Origin of the sequence: Bacteroides sp. AN502(2024), assembly GCF_041227145.1 — a bacterium.
GTDB lineage: Bacteria > Bacteroidota > Bacteroidia > Bacteroidales > Bacteroidaceae > Bacteroides.
In genome coordinates, this window is record NZ_JBGFSP010000003.1 from 3,644,917 (window position 1) to 3,660,131 (window position 15,215).

The 15,215-nt window shown below is 44.4% G+C and carries 10 protein-coding genes; 2 read left to right on the forward strand and 8 right to left on the reverse strand.

All coding sequences use genetic code 11. The annotated features are described in order from the left end of the window. Nucleotides 1-537: 537 nt before the first annotated feature. The 8 genes from AB9N12_RS14350 to AB9N12_RS14385 form a co-directional block, all read right to left on the reverse strand. A complete protein-coding gene (locus AB9N12_RS14350; RefSeq protein ID WP_369892691.1) occupies nucleotides 538-684 on the reverse strand; it encodes a hypothetical protein in 147 nt (48 codons plus the stop codon). 455 nt (nucleotides 685-1,139) lie between these two features. After that, on the reverse strand, nucleotides 1,140-2,450 hold the full coding sequence (gene fucP / locus AB9N12_RS14355) for an L-fucose:H+ symporter permease (RefSeq protein WP_369892692.1): 1,311 nt from the start codon (nucleotides 2,448-2,450) through the stop codon (nucleotides 1,140-1,142). 16 nt (nucleotides 2,451-2,466) lie between these two features. Then, nucleotides 2,467-2,859 carry an L-rhamnose mutarotase gene (locus AB9N12_RS14360; protein ID WP_369892694.1) on the reverse strand — a complete coding sequence of 131 codons (393 nt, stop codon included), beginning with the start codon at nucleotides 2,857-2,859 and terminating at the stop codon, nucleotides 2,467-2,469. Between the two features lie 6 nt (nucleotides 2,860-2,865). Next, entirely contained in the window at nucleotides 2,866-4,296 is a 1,431-nt protein-coding gene (locus tag AB9N12_RS14365; protein WP_369892695.1) for a rhamnulokinase family protein, read from the reverse strand. Between the two features lie 149 nt (nucleotides 4,297-4,445). After that, nucleotides 4,446-6,221, reverse strand: coding sequence for an L-fucose isomerase (gene fucI / locus AB9N12_RS14370; RefSeq protein ID WP_369892696.1), 1,776 nt, complete (start codon nucleotides 6,219-6,221; stop codon nucleotides 4,446-4,448). Nucleotides 6,222-6,287: 66 nt separating this feature from the next. Continuing rightward, entirely contained in the window at nucleotides 6,288-7,283 is a 996-nt protein-coding gene (locus AB9N12_RS14375; protein WP_369892697.1) for a GntR family transcriptional regulator, read from the reverse strand. A 249-nt stretch (nucleotides 7,284-7,532) separates the two neighbouring features. Further along, nucleotides 7,533-8,084, reverse strand: a complete 552-nt coding sequence (locus AB9N12_RS14380) for a 30S ribosomal protein S16 (protein ID WP_369892698.1) — start codon at nucleotides 8,082-8,084, stop codon at nucleotides 7,533-7,535. 106 nt (nucleotides 8,085-8,190) lie between these two features. Next, on the reverse strand, nucleotides 8,191-9,492 hold the full coding sequence (locus AB9N12_RS14385; protein WP_369892699.1) for a Na+/H+ antiporter NhaC family protein: 1,302 nt from the start codon (nucleotides 9,490-9,492) through the stop codon (nucleotides 8,191-8,193). A gap of 339 nt (nucleotides 9,493-9,831) precedes the next feature. Here AB9N12_RS14385 and AB9N12_RS14390 point away from each other — a divergent pair, with 339 nt between their 5' ends. After that, nucleotides 9,832-13,305: a SusC/RagA family TonB-linked outer membrane protein gene (locus tag AB9N12_RS14390; RefSeq protein ID WP_369892700.1), complete on the forward strand. Its 3,474-nt coding sequence runs from the start codon at nucleotides 9,832-9,834 to the stop codon at nucleotides 13,303-13,305. Between the two features lie 21 nt (nucleotides 13,306-13,326). Then, nucleotides 13,327-15,198, forward strand: a complete 1,872-nt coding sequence (locus AB9N12_RS14395) for a SusD/RagB family nutrient-binding outer membrane lipoprotein (protein WP_369892701.1) — start codon at nucleotides 13,327-13,329, stop codon at nucleotides 15,196-15,198. Nucleotides 15,199-15,215 lie beyond the last annotated feature (17 nt).

The following is a 15,215-nucleotide window of genomic DNA, read 5'->3' on the forward strand; positions in this document are numbered from 1 at the left end:
TTCAGTTTTATCCGCAAACGCCTTGCTGGAGGGAGATAGCGGCTGAAGTCGGAACATATTGACCCTTGCAGGAAGGTACTGTAGGCAGGGGGTAGTACTTTCAGCGGTTTCAGCCTTTTCAGATTTGCCGGTAGAACTGTATTTAGTGTAGTGGGTATATATACTCACCATGCCGGTAAAAGTGAAGTGAAATACAGGCTCTGTTTTGCTATAACAGAGCCTCTGTTACAATGAAATGCAGGCTTTGTTTGGCTATAATAGAGCCTCTGTTGAGAAAGAGCTGGGGAGTCATACACTTTCGCTTTCAGGAGTGCCTTCAGTCCCAAACGCCGATGAACAGGGGCTTTTTTGAAGAACTGAAGGCTGAAGGCGGTTTTTCTGTTTTAATAGTTAACAGGAGATTTGCCTGTAACAAGTAATACACTTAATGAAATGATGTAGTTATTTTTTCATTTCAAGAAGGGCTAAATAGAGGTGATGTTCTACTGTCCGGACTGAAATGGTTCGTTTTTCAGCAATTTCATGGTTGCTCATATTTTAGAAGCGGCTCATTTCGAAAATCTTTTTGCGTTGCTCGGGAAGGCGGTCGAGGGTCAATCTGATGATTAACTGAATCTCTTTATAATAGAGCTCATGGAGAGGATCTTCCTGAGGGAAATCGTCAATGAGGCTTTGTTTTATCATTTTCTCCTGATAAGCCGATTTTATATTTTATGTTTGATGAAATTAAAAGTCATGTTTTTGGTTAGCGTATAAACATAAGGAGGCAAAGAAACTTGCGGCCATATTTCAGGCTGCGTCCATAATTGGGTGAAAATATCCTGTGAATATCTTCAGTATCTTCTGTGGCTTTCGGCAACATGAAGGTGAAATATTTCATCGCGAAATAGTATTTGGTAAATATTTCTTCCAATTGTTTTGAAAGAAATAGGTTGTCTTGTTGTCGAGTCATAAGGATAACAATTTATTGGGAGTAAAAAATAAATATAGGCAAATTAAATAAATATATAAAGAAAAAAGGAATTTGTTTATAAAAAAGATAATAAAAGTAGTGACGCTATCCGTTGGAGATGGCGTCACTATATGAGTGGGATAGTGACAGTATCACGCATGGATAGTGTCACTGTTTTAGTATGTTTTTACCAGTTCTTTTTCATCGTGCGATAGCCGTAGCAGGTAATCACTAGGAAACAGATGAACGGGAGAATAAATGAAACATTGACGGCCGGTAACCAGGCTATCTGTTCCATATCGATGATACTTGCCTGTAGCGGTGGAAGAATAGAGCCTCCTAAGATAGCCATAATGAGACCGGCAGCTCCGAACTTTGCATCATCTCCCATGCCTTTCAGGGCAATACCATATATGGTAGGGAACATTAATGACATGCAAGCCGATATTGCTACCAGACAATAGATGCCGTAGATGTTTTGGAGGAAGATGGTTCCTACTGTGAAAATACCTCCGAAGATGGCGAGAATCATCAGTAATTTGCCTGCATTGAGATAGCGCAGAATGAATGTACAGATGAAACGGCTGATACAGAATATCACCATCGCTACAATATTATATTGCTGTGATAACACTTCCGCACTTTTCTCGTCCATGCCTTGTGACATGAATAAACGTGTTCCATACTGAATGATGAATGTCCAGCACATAATTTGTGCACCGACATAGAAGAATTGGGCAATCACCCCTTCCCGATAACGTGTTTGGGTAAAAATTCGTTTCAGTGTAGGGAAAAAGTCTATTCTATGGTTCTGATCTCCATTTTTAGGCATCTTGATGAACCGTATCAGAATCAGCATAGCTACAATAATCAGTCCGATAATCAGATAAGGAGCAATCAGAACACTAAGGTCGCTCTCTTTGAGGGCCTGAAATTCACTGTCGTTAAGCAATGCACGGTCTTCCGTACACATCGGATGTAACTTTGCTTGGATGAATTGCATGGCTACATACATTCCGAGAAGTGACCCCATCGGATTGAAAGACTGTGCAAGGTTTAAACGCCGAGTAGCTGTTTCTTCCGTTCCCATAGAAAGAATATACGGATTACAGCTTGTTTCGAGGAAGGACAAGCCGCAGGTTAGAATGAAGTAAGCAATCAGAAACGGATAATACTCACCTGTCATTTTGGCGGGGAAGAATAAGAATGCTCCGAAAGCATACATACCCAGTCCCAATAAAACACCGGCTTTGTAGGAATATTTACGGATGAATATGGCAGCCGGAAAAGCCATTGCAAAGTAACCTCCATAGAAGGCAACCTGTACCAATGCTCCGTCGGTAGCACTCATCCGGAAGATTTTAGAGAATGCCTTTACCATCGGGTTGGTTATGTCATTGGCAAATCCCCATAATGCAAAACAGGAGGTAATGAGAATAAAAGGTATAAGATAACTGATGCCATCTTTCGAAAGGATGGACTGCTTGGTGTGTTTCATGGTTGTTTCTGTTTTTTTACGTATTATACAAATGGAACATTCTTTCCATCGGTTTCCATTTTTCTGCGGAACTCATTCCGGGAGCGGCTTGTTGGAAGAGGGCCATATATTCTTCCCACTCTTGTTGGCGGGGAAGGGTGTTCAGGCGTTCCATTGCCGTGTCCCAGTCAAAATCAAGGGGAGTTTCGACGATCATAAACAGTCGTGTTCCCAGAATATAAATTTCCATTTCCAAGATGCCAACTTCCCGGATACCGGCAAGGACTTCCGGCCATGCTTCTGCCTGACTATGTCTTTTCCGATATTCAGCGATTAGTTCCGGAGAATTGCGTAAATCGAGAGTTTGGCAATATCGTTTGACGGGAACGTCATAAGATTGAACCTGGTAACCGGTTTTAGATGTTTCCATATTCTTTTATTTTTTAGGGTAATATACTTGTGGGGTAACACTGCGGGTGACAATTTCTCTCAATTCATGAAGATCGGCTATTTCTCCTTTAGCCATTGCCTGTGTCAGAATGTTTCCCATTGCAGTGGCTTCCACCGGACCTGCATAGACCGGAATACCGAGTTCGTCAGCTGTCAGTTGGTTGAGTAACTTATTTTGTGATCCTCCACCGATGATATTTAATTGACGGATTGGAGTGGGGAGACAACGATTAAGCTGTTCCACAGCCTGACGATATTTGAAAGCTAATGACTGGAGTACACATCGTACAGTCTCTGCTTTGTTTCGGGGAACTTGCAAAGCATGGCTCCGGCAATAATGAATGAGCGCGTTTTCCATATTTTCCGGATTCATGAATGTGGCGTCGTCTACAGGGATGATTGTTTCAATCTTGGCTTCGGTAGCCTGCGGGATGATTATATCATAATCTTGTTCCTCACCACATGCTTTCCACTCACTCATCAAGCGTTGCAGAATCCATAATCCTGTTATATTCTGAAGGAAACGGATCTTGCCGCCGACACCTCCTTCATTGGTGAATTGAGCTATTCTTGCTTCTTCCGTCAGTATAGGTTCATCCACTTCAACTCCCAGTAGCGACCAGGTGCCGGAACTAAGGAAAGCGATAGGGCTTTCTGTGGCAGGAACAGCGGCTACGGCACTGGCTGTATCGTGTGAACCTACGGCAATAACGTCTACGGCACCCAGTCCGGTTTCGCGTGCGATATCCTCTTTTAGTGTGCCCCTGATTGTTCCGGGGAGAATAATCTCACCGAACAGATGTTCGGGAAGACCTAAGGCGTGTATGGTGTCGAGTGACCAGTTCCGTGATTGGGCGTCCAGTAATTCGGAGGTGGAAGCGATACAATATTCATTATTGGCTACTCCTGTCAGGAAGTAACTGAAGAGATCGGGCATGAATAGAAGTTGCCGGGCGACTTCCAACTGTACATCTTGATTTTGTTTCATGCTGTAAAGTTGAAACAGCGTATTGATGGGCATCACCTGGATACCGGTCTCGGCATAATGGCGGTGTTCATCTATACACTTGAATACTTCTGTCGGCATTCCCTCTGTTCTCGCATCCCGATAACAGACTGGATTTCCTAACAGGTTCCCATGCTTGTCAATCAGTCCGAAATCCACTCCCCAAGTATCAATACCGATACCTCTTATGGCATATCCTTTTTGTGCAGCCAGTTTTAGTCCGGTCTTCATATCTTCGAATAGCGCCGGGAAGTCCCAGTAAACATGATTGCCCAGTTTGATCTGCCGGTTGGAGAAACGGTATACCTCTTCCAGTTTTAATCTGCCGTTGAAAAGGAAGCCGGCGATAATCCGTCCGCTGCCGCCTCCGAAGTCTGCTGCTAGATAAGTGTGTTTGATGGTATCTTCCATAGTAATCTGCTTGGATGCTAGTTGTTTTTCTTTCCTAAGTTGTAGGGGAGAGGCTGTTCCGATATTTATTGTGTATATCAGAAGAAGGTAGCCTGCCCCCTACGAACTGCAAAGTTAAAATATTTATTTATACAGGACAAAAAACTTGTTTATTTATAGATTGGACCGTAAGTTGCACAAGCTCTGTAGTCTGCCCCTTCTTTGTCCATGCCGAAGGCATTCCAGGCAGCCGGGCGGAATATTTTATCATCTTCTACATTATGCATGCATACCGGGATGCGGAGCATGGAAGCAAGCGTGATCAGGTCCTGACCGATATGTCCATAGCTAATGGCTCCGTGATTGGCTCCCCAGTTATTCATGACTGAATATACATCTTTGAAAGCCGGTTTATCACACAGACGGGGTACAAACCAGGTGGTAGGCCATGTTGGGTCTGTACGCATGTTGAGTTTCTGATGAATTTCCGGATCGATTTCTACTGTCCATCCTTCTGCAATCTGCAAGACAGGACCTAAGCCTTTTATCAGGTTCAGACGCATCATGGTTACAGGCATCCCACCTTTTGACAGGAAGTTGGACGAGAAGCCACCACCACGGAAGTAATCACGATCCGCCGGATACCAAGTGGTTGCTTTGAGACAGTTTTCTACATCAGCGTCTGTCAGGTTCCAAGGTTCTTTCATAACCGGATTGCCTTCTGCGTCTAATGATTGGCCGGAGCCATCGAGAGTTGTTGCACCTGAATTGATAAGATGGATGATACCATTGGCTGCCAGACCGCTCAATTCTTTGCCGGTTACACGTTTTACAGCTTCAGGGCTCCAGTAAGTACGTACATCGGAGAATATTTGTGCACGGTGGGTCAGCAGATGTCCGAACAACATGGCTACACCGTTGCAAGCGTCATTCTCGGTAGCTACCACGAATGCTTCACGGATGCCGTTCCAGTCGAAAGAAGTATTGAGTAAGGCTTCCGGATAGTCACCGTTAGGATAAAAGTCTGTCCATTGACGTTGGCCCTGGAAACCGGCTGCGATAGCGTTGTGTCCCAAGGCTTCTTCCTTGAATCCCATTTCTTTTAGTTTGGGGTTTCCGGTCATCAGGTCGCGCATGATAATTGTCATTTTTACGATGAACTCCCAGTCCGCATCTTTCTGCTCACGGGTTTTACGTTTTTCAGGACGGTTCTTAAAGTCTTCACCTTCGTTGGTCTTGCAATGCTTTTCAGTCCACGCCATTGCTTTTGCATATTCTTCGTGGTCATAGATACCTTCTTCCATCCGGCGGATGATTTCTGTAAGGTCGATGGACTCATTGCGCATACCCAGATATTCCTGGAAGAAGTCCGGATTGACGATTGAACCGGCGATACCCATGGATACGCTACCCATTGATAAGTAAGATTTACCTCTCATGGTAGCTACTGCCTGTGCGGCGCGTGCAAAGCGAAGAATCTTTTCTGCAACATCTTCAGGAATTGTATTATCGTCCAAGTCTTGAACGTCATGTCCGTAGATGCCGAATGCAGGAAGACCTTTTTGTGCGTGTCCTGCCAATACGGCTGCCAAATATACAGCTCCCGGGCGTTCTGTACCGTTAAATCCCCAGACAGCTTTCGGATAATGAGGATTCATGTCCATTGTTTCCGCACCATAGCACCAGCAGGAAGTGACGGTAATGGTAGAACCTACTCCTTCTCTTTCAAACTTTTCCGCACAGGCGGCACTTTCGGCTACGCGTCCGATAGTGCCATCGGCAATCACACATTCTACCGAGCTACCGTCACCGTTTTTCAGATTACTGCTGATTAACTCGGCTACTGCCTTTGCCAGATTCATTGTTTTTTCTTCAAGACTTTCGCGAACGCCACCTTGGCGACCATCGATTGTGGGACGAATCCCGATTTTCGGATACTTTTTCATGGTTTCTTTATATTAAAAGATTAATTGATTTCTGTGCTGAACTGTGCTGATTATATTACAAAAAAATTAAAGCGACTTTCGAAGTCTTACTTCTGTCGGCAAGAACTTTTGTACCGTTACATTATTAAGAACGAAATTAGCGGCTTCGTTTCCCATCATTTCCCAGTCAATACTCAATGAGGTTATTCCTTCGTCAATCACTTCGTAAGAAGGAATATCATTGTATGCCAACAAGCCGAAATCTTTTCCGCATTTCAGTCCTTCCAATCTGCCTTGTTTCACTACCTTTACCACATCTTGTTGCTTGATAGCAATGTAGGCAACTCCCTTGCGTATTGTCAGATGCTCGATGTCTTCCTGTACCTCACAAAGGAATCCTTGTTCCTGGCAGAAACGGGTGAAATATTCCTTGCTGCTTTGAGGGTGTTTCAAGCTTCGGGGAAACAGAAAAACAAGTTGGTGATAGTTTCTCAGCCTTTCCCTGAGCAAATGCAGTGCCTGATAGAAAGATTCATCGAAATCTTGACAAATATATGAATACTTCTCTTTTCCGAATTTACCGAAATCAAGAAGTAGCAATTTGGTGGAATTAATTTTATTTAGAACTGTGCTGAATTTCTCGTTATCGAAATTCATCACGATGTATTTGTTGTATTTTCCTACGGACTCCCGGATGATGGTGTTAAATAACCGTTCGTTGTATTGATGAAACAATAAATCTACCTTATAATTAATAGGCAAATGTTTGACGAAACTATTGTATAATGCTTCTTTGAAAGGTGTGTACTGGTCGAGCAGCAATAAAACATTGGTCACCTGGCTCGTTACGTAATATCCTTTTCCGGGAGTGGAGTCGATCAGTCCTCGTTCGCGTAAATCAAGGAAAGCCTTGAAAACGGTGTCGCGTGATACTCTGTATTGGGCGCTTAGCTGATTGATGGAGGGCAGAGAATCTCTTTCAAGAAACTCTTTCCTAGAGATCGCTTGGCTAAGTGCATCCGCCAGTTGCGTAACCTTGCTCGACTGTTGTCCGAATGTTGCCTTTTTATCAGTTCGTTTCATGCTGGAAAATATGTAATACTGTGCTGAACTATGCTGATGCAAAGAAAGGCATTTTATTCTGAAGGAGAATCATTATTTGCTATGTTTTATAGCATAAAGTAACAAAAAAGAGGCTGTCTAACAGGTCTCAGTATGTAGAAGTCACCCCTGCCAAAGCATATTCTGGCAGGGGTGAGATCGTTAAAATAGGACTTGTTAGATAGCCTCTTATAGCTTTTCCCTGATTTCTTATTCGGAATCTGCTGGAATTTATTCAGCAGCAGTTTCTGTTGCAGGGGCTTCTTCAGCCGGAGTTGCAGCTTCTTCTGCGGGAGCTTCAGCAGCAGCTTTTTCAGCAGCTTCAGCGGCTTTCTTTTCTGCGAGTGCTTTTGCTTTCACTTCGTTGACTTTCTTTTCTGCTTCCAGACGTACTTTCGCTTCTGCTTTCTTAGCTTCGTCTTGTTTAGCTTTCAAAGCAGCCAAACCTGACTGTTTGTTGTTTTTCCAAGCTTCGAATTTAGCTTCGGCTTCAGCTTCTCCGAATGCGCCTTTTGCTACACCGCCCAGAAGATGTTTTTTCATGTAAACTCCTTCACGAGAAAGAATGTTACGTACTGTGTCACTTGGCTGTGCACCTTTCAGTACCCATGCCAATGCAGCGTCGAAATTCAAATCTACTGTAGCAGGATTGGTATTTGGGTTGTAAGTACCAATCTTCTCAATAAATTTACCATCACGTGGTGCTCTGCTGTCTGCAATTACAATTGAATAGAACGCGTAACTTTTACGTCCGTGTCTTTGCAATCTGATTCTAGTTGCCATTTTAAATAAATGTTTTTAATGATTGATTTGAATTATGCTATTATCTCGTAATAGCGGGCACAAAGATACGGCTTTTCTTTTGATTGACAAACATTTCGTTTCTTTTTTACGAATATCGTTTCGGATAGCGGAATAGAATAGCGAGTAAGGCGCATGCTCCCATTGTGAACGGATAATAGAGATTGCCGATAATACTGATAGGGGAGATATTGGCAAGTCCTGCTGCAATCAACATCTGTGCTCCATAAGGGATAATTCCTTGTATCAGGCAGGAGAACGTATCGAGGATACTGGCTGTTTTTCTTCGGTCGAGATGGAATTTTATGGCAATATCTTTGGCTATCGGTCCGGTTGTGATGATGGCAATCGTGTTGTTGGCAGTACATAAATTGGCGATGCTAACCAGAGCGGCGATGCTTAGTTCAGCTCCTCTTTTACCATTGACGTGGCGAGTGAGTTTCCGGATGATGAAATCGATACCACCATTATAACGGATGGTTTCGAGGATACCTCCAGCCAGTAGAGTGATGATAATCAATTCTCCCATGCCTGTAATTCCCGTCCCCATGGCACCGAACCAATCGAAGATTCCGAAGCTGCCGGTAGCGATCCCGATGATGCCGCTTGTCAATATACCTATTATAAGTACAAGCATCACATTTATTCCTGCAATGGCTGTTCCTAATACTATTATATAAGGTATCACTTTGATCCATTCGATGGCTGGCACTTGAGTAGGAGCAGTAATGGATAATCCTTGAAAGATATAAATGCCTAGCACAAGGATGGCTGCCGGAACCACTATCATAGAGTTTACCCGGAATTTGTCACGCATTAGACATTCCTGGGTTTTGGTAGAAGCAATGGTGGTGTCTGAAATAAACGACAGATTATCTCCGAAAAAAGAACCGCCGACTACGACAGCCACCATAAAAGGGAGTGCTATCTCCGTCTTTTCTGCCAGTCCTACAGCAACGGGAGTGAGAGCAACAATAGTTCCCACGCTGGTTCCGATGGATAAAGAGATGAAACAGGCTGCAATAAAGATGCCGGCCAGCAGCAGATTATCCGGGAGAATATGTAGTGTCAGATTGACGGTGGCATCGATTGCCCCCATTTGCTTGGCACATTGTGCAAAAGCTCCGGCAAGAATGAATATCCATACCATCAGGAGGATGTTCTTATTGGCAGCTCCTACCGAGAATTGGTAGATACGCTGGTCCAGTTTCAAGCCACGCGTAATGGTGATGGCATAACAGGAAGAGACAAGAAAAGCCACGGCAATGGGCATTTTATAAAAGTCGTTGACGAGGATGGAAGTCACCAGATAGAGGCAGAGGAATACGAGTAACGGACTCAATGCCCACCAATTTCCGGGATGTTCATTCTGTATTTTTTCTTCAGTCATAATTTGATGTGGTAGGGATTATCGGGCTGCAAAGATAGTAAGAAAATGCATAAGTACGAAAAAACTTCTTTATATGCATGTTTTAAGGTATATGCTTTAATTTTTTACAATATTGTCTGATTTTTATTATCTCTTTATCTTCATCTAATCTTTTCAATGTCCGCCTGGAATTGTTAAAAATGGGGGAAGAGAATAAATTTTTTTAATAAATTGTTTTTTGTTTATTAAATAAATAATATATTTACGCCGTTAATCTAAATTAAATCGAAAAGAACATAATTTCAAAGTAATTCAATATACGGGATTATGTTTTTTCAGTAAACTTTAAAAAGTACAGTTATGTTAAAACGACTTAAATCAGTCAGTATGGTGCTGTTCCTCCTGGGGGCTTCCAGTGGGATGGCATACGCAGTTTCCGGTGCGGAAGCCGACGATGTGAAAATCACACAGCAAAGCAGTACTTGTACAGGTATTGTAAAGGACACTAAAGGTGAAACCGTTATTGGGGCATCTGTGATAGTCAAAGGTACTACAAACGGTACGATTACAGGTATCGACGGAGACTTCTCTTTAAGGAACGTAAATAAAGGGGATGTTATCAAAATCTCGTTCGTGGGTTATCAGACGCAAGAAGTCACATGGAATGGACAACCTTTGAACATTGTCCTGAAAGACGACTCGCAGACTTTGCAAGAAGTGGTGGTGACAGCTTTGGGATTGCCTAAACAAGCCAAATCGGTGGGATATGCCACTTCCCGCGTATCGACCACGGAGATCGCCCGTGCCAATGTCGTAAACCCTGTAAACGCATTACAAGGAAAAGTAGCAGGTGTGCAAATCAATGCAGGTGGTGCGTCCGGTATCACTTCTTCCTCTTCTATTACCATTCGTGGAGCTAAATCAGTAGATAAAAACAATTCACCGATTTTCGTTATTGATGGCATGATTATCCAAGAAGCCATGACGGGCAATCTGGCCGGTACAGACTGGGGGTCTCAGTTGAAGAACCTGAATCCTGCCGACTATGAAAGCGTGACCGTGCTGAAGGGTGCTGCCGCTACAGCGCTTTACGGTTCGCGTGGTGCCAACGGTGCTATCGTAATCGTATCCAAGGGAGGCAAGTACGGTAAACAGGGAATCGGTGTAGAAGTAAACCAGACTGTAGAGTTTACAAACGTGTATAAATCACCGGTTGAATTGCAGAATGTATACGGTGCAGGTACTACTTACAACGGTTATCAAGGTGACTTCCTGGCAGACGGATCACTGCAAAAGACTTCAGCCAGTTGGGGTCCCCGAATGGATGGCCGGATGCTCAACCAATACCTGCCCAATGGAGAGGATACTCCTTATGTAGCGCATGAGGACAACTGGAAAGAGTTCTATCAGACAGGCGTGAACAATACCACCAACGTGGCTATCAGTGGTGGCGGTGAGAAATCTTCTTTCCGTGTGTCTTACGGATACACCAGCAATAAGGGTGTGTTTAAAAACAACGATTTCAGCCGTCACAACATTGCATTCAAAGGAAACACGGAGCTGAACAAAATATTCTCCGTAGAGGTGGGTGTGAAATACGGTTTCTCTTCTGCAAAGAACGGCGCCAGCCAAGGTGGTTGGGATTGGGGAAACAACGTGGGTATGATCACTGCCTATAACCTGCCGCGTAACTACGATATAGGCGCACATTACGATCAATATCGCGACCCTGACACGCATGCGGTACGCAGCACGACATACGGCACATTGAGTAGTTATTTCCATACGCGTGACACGCAGATGAAACAACGCAACGAAAATTCGTTGCTTTCCGACATCACGCTGCGTGCCAAGATTACGCCATGGCTGACCAGTAGCGTGAAGGCCAACTACAATTATTACAGTATCAGCACGGAAGACCGTTGGTGTGGTACGGGTGAGAACTATGGTCCTTCAGGTTCAGGTGGTTACGGACGTGGTGGAAGCACGGAAGGTAATTACAACTTCATGGGTATGCTCCAACTCTCCGAACAGGCATTCAAGATTGCCGATCAGGACTTTACCGTTTCTGCCATCGCTGCAGCCGAGTTGTACGGAAACACAGAAAAGCATTCTTGGAACAAGTCGACTAACGGCGGTCTGGTAGTGCCGGGTGTCTTCTCTTTCTCCAACTCAAAGAACAAGATTGAACCTAATTTCAACTACACTCCGCGTAACGAACAGACGTTCGGTATCTCGGGCATCGTCAACTTAGGCTGGAAAGACCAGTTGTTCTTGGAATTGACTGCCCGTAACGACTGGTTGTCTACATTGACTTATCCCTCATACGTGGTAGGCGGTAAAAACAACTACTCGGTGTTCTATCCCTCTGCCAATGCTTCATGGGTATTTACCGACACGTTCAGAGACAAAATTCCGGAATGGTTCTCATTTGGTAAGCTACGTGCCTCTCTTGCCCGTGTAGGTATGGGTACAAAGGCATACTCTACAGCACAAGGTTACGGTGTGTTTAATCAGAATTCCATCTATCTGCCCGACCGCAGCGGTTCCGTTTTGTCTGCCAACCCCAACTTGGGAACAGCTTACAACAACAATTTGAAACCTGAAATCCAGCAATCTATCGAACTCGGTTTCGACCTCCGTTTCTTCGACGAACGTTTGAATGTGGATTTTGCCTACTATAAGACCAACACTTACAACCAGATTATGAAGGTGGGTTCCGTGGCAGAATCAGGTGCAAGTTCAAAACTGATTAATGCCGGTAATATCCAGAACCAAGGTATCGAGTTGCAAATTGATGCTACTCCTATCCGTACCAAAGACTGGCGTTGGAGCTTGGGTGGAAACTTGACTGTGAACCGTGGTAAAGTGGTTGAACTTGACAATGAAGTGAAAGAATGGCAGTTGATGGGTGGTTACGATGCCGCACCCGAAATCTGGGCATACGAAGGTGGCAAGTTTGGTGTGCTGACTTCTTATGAGAACAGTTCCTATATGTCTCCTATCGTGACATGGCAGGGCGAAAATGGTGATCCGAGAAACGGAAAGATGGTCATCCAGTACGAACAGGAATATGCTAAGCCCAATTCTGTTTCCATGTATTCACCGGTGACTTACTATCAGCGCAATGAAGAAGGTGATCGTGAGCGTCATATCTTGGGTAAGGTGGAACCCGACTTCACATTGAGTTTGAATACTTCGCTTTCTTACAAGGATTTCGATTTATACATTCAGGGTGACGGACGTTTCGGTGGAAACTACTTCTCTAACATGTGGAAATATTCAATTCCTCAAGGTACTTTAAAATCCACCCTGCAAGGTCGTGACAAGGAACATGGCGGTATCAAGCGCATCAACTACAAAGGTGAGACGGTTTACGACGGACTGATGCTCGATGCTGTCTTTGCCGAAGGTTCAAAAGCACCCGTACAGAATCCCGACGGTAGTGTAGGCGAATTGGTAGACGTTGGCGGAATGACTTACAAAGACGCAGTAGAACAGAAGAACATCCGTCCGGTAATGACAGGATCTTGGTATGCTTGGAACTACGGTTGGGGTATGCCTGCTATGCCGGGTTCTATTCAGGACAACACTTGGTTCTGCTTGCGTGAAATCACTTTGGGCTATCGTCTGCCTGAAAAATTCTGCAAGAAGTTTGGTGCCAATTACCTGCGCTTAGGATTCACTGCCCGTAACATCTGTTACATCATCAACAAACTGACAGACGGATTGAACCCGGCAGCTATCTCCAATAATAACCCGTTGCAGCCTATGGATATCGGTGGTGTGCCGTTCTATCGCACATACGCTTTCAATTTAACTGTAAGATTCTAATAACATCAAGAATGACAAATTATGAAGACATTAAAATACTTATACATCGGAATTTGTTCCACACTCATGCTGACAAGCTGCTTGAGTGAGTTTCAGGATTTGAACACCGACCCTGAACAGTTGGGAACTACAGATCCCCGCAACGTATTTACCGGAGCCACTCTCAACTTCAACAATTGCAGCCGTTCTCATCTGACCGGAAAGTATAGCGGAACCATGATCTATATGCAATATCTGGTATCGTCGGGAGGGGCAAGTGCAGGTTCGTACATTTCATTGGCCAAACAGAACGAACGCCCCCAACCTTACGGACCGGCATATAGCTTCTATTACAACGCCAATGGCGACGGATTCGGAGGTTTCGGATTGCGTCTGGACTATTTGATTCATACGGTCATCCCGCAAGATGCCACTCCCGAGCGTTACAATGACGTAAAGGCGGTTGCGCAGATTCTGTTGAATTACGAACAGTGGTTGTTGCTCGACACCTATGGAGCTGCTCCGATTACGGAAGCGTTCCGTGATGCAAACGAAGGCATTCGTACGCCGCGTTACGACCTTTATCAGGAAAGTATAGATGGCACACCGATGTACAAGAAAATTGATGCAGAGGTGAAAGGTGCCATCGACTTATTGAACGCTTCCAATGCCGACCAACAGAATTTGGGCAACAACGACTTCTTCTATTTCGGTGACATACAAAAATGGATCAAGTTTGGTAACACTTTGCGTGTAAAGATGGCTCAACGTCTGGAGAAGGCAGACAAGGCTTTCTATGAAAGTGTCATCAACGAAGTGCTGACATCTGCCAATAATATTATCTCCAACCATGAAGAATCCTGTATTTACAATCATCCGAATGACTACAACAACGTAACGGATGATATTCAGAACATTACCAGCAATTATGTCGCTTCTGCCGCTTTCGTTAATTATCTGAAGGCATACGATGACCCCCGTCTGCCTATTATGGTTCGTCCCAACGGATTCGGTCCGGGCAACAACAATAAAGAGAATGACGAGTGGTTTGAAACATTCAAAAAGGAGTATGACAACTATGAGGAAGAGTATGCGCAGTTTACGGGTCGTTATGTCGGCATGTCTGCCAATCCGGACAAGTCGAACGAGGAATTTAATAAAAATGCGTATTTGACACTGCCTTACACCAAGGAAGACGGTACCCAGGCTAACTTGGAAATCCGTATGCATTCTCAGGCAGAAGGCCGTTACTTCGTGAAGAACGGTGGTCGCAACGGTAACAACAATATGCCGGGACGTGCCATCGAGGCTATAGAGTATGAAATAAACCAAGATAAGATCGGATGTTTCACTCCGATTCTCACTTATCCGGAAACTTGCCTGATGTTGGCGGAAATTGCTTTGAAGAAGGGTGCTGCCGTGGCAGGAAAGAATGCCGATGCATGGTATCGCGAGGGGATCCGTGCTTCTATCGAGCAATATCGCAACTGGGCGACAAAGATGTATGTAGTAGCTCAGACAGCCGAGAATTCTCCTACTTACAACCCCGTTACGGATGAGAAGATTACTGCATATCTGGCACGTCCTGAGTTCCAGACAGCTACTCTCGAAAAGATTATATCCCAGCAGTGGATCAATCTTTATATGCAACCCGAAGAAATGTGGGCTACGTGGAAACGTACCGGTCTGCCCGCATTCAAGGATGAGCCGGTGCCGGCAAACGGAGTGGCTTTCTTGGAAACGATTAAGGATGCAGGTGTGGATTTGATCATTCCGCGTCGTAACTCACTGGGCACACCCAATACGTTGAATATTGACAATTATAATAAAGCTGTCGAAATGCTGAAACAAGATACCAAATATGGTGCCGGCACTGACCGTACCGAAGGGCGTATCTGGTGGGATGTGCAATAATCATTAATTATTGAGTC

Excerpts from the sequence above, each read along its gene's own strand:
- AB9N12_RS14350 (WP_369892691.1), bottom strand. The coding sequence starts at position 684 with ATGATAAAACAAAGCCTCATTGACGATTTCCCTCAGGAAGATCCTCTC.
- fucP (WP_369892692.1), bottom strand. The coding sequence starts at position 2,450 with ATGAAACACACCAAGCAGTCCATCCTTTCGAAAGATGGCATCAGTTAT.
- AB9N12_RS14360 (WP_369892694.1), bottom strand. The coding sequence starts at position 2,859 with ATGGAAACATCTAAAACCGGTTACCAGGTTCAATCTTATGACGTTCCC.
- AB9N12_RS14365 (WP_369892695.1), bottom strand. The coding sequence starts at position 4,296 with ATGGAAGATACCATCAAACACACTTATCTAGCAGCAGACTTCGGAGGC.
- fucI (WP_369892696.1), bottom strand. The coding sequence starts at position 6,221 with ATGAAAAAGTATCCGAAAATCGGGATTCGTCCCACAATCGATGGTCGC.
- AB9N12_RS14375 (WP_369892697.1), bottom strand. The coding sequence starts at position 7,283 with ATGAAACGAACTGATAAAAAGGCAACATTCGGACAACAGTCGAGCAAG.
- AB9N12_RS14380 (WP_369892698.1), bottom strand. The coding sequence starts at position 8,084 with ATGGCAACTAGAATCAGATTGCAAAGACACGGACGTAAAAGTTACGCG.
- AB9N12_RS14385 (WP_369892699.1), bottom strand. The coding sequence starts at position 9,492 with ATGACTGAAGAAAAAATACAGAATGAACATCCCGGAAATTGGTGGGCA.
- AB9N12_RS14390 (WP_369892700.1), top strand. The coding sequence starts at position 9,832 with ATGTTAAAACGACTTAAATCAGTCAGTATGGTGCTGTTCCTCCTGGGG.
- AB9N12_RS14395 (WP_369892701.1), top strand. The coding sequence starts at position 13,327 with ATGAAGACATTAAAATACTTATACATCGGAATTTGTTCCACACTCATG.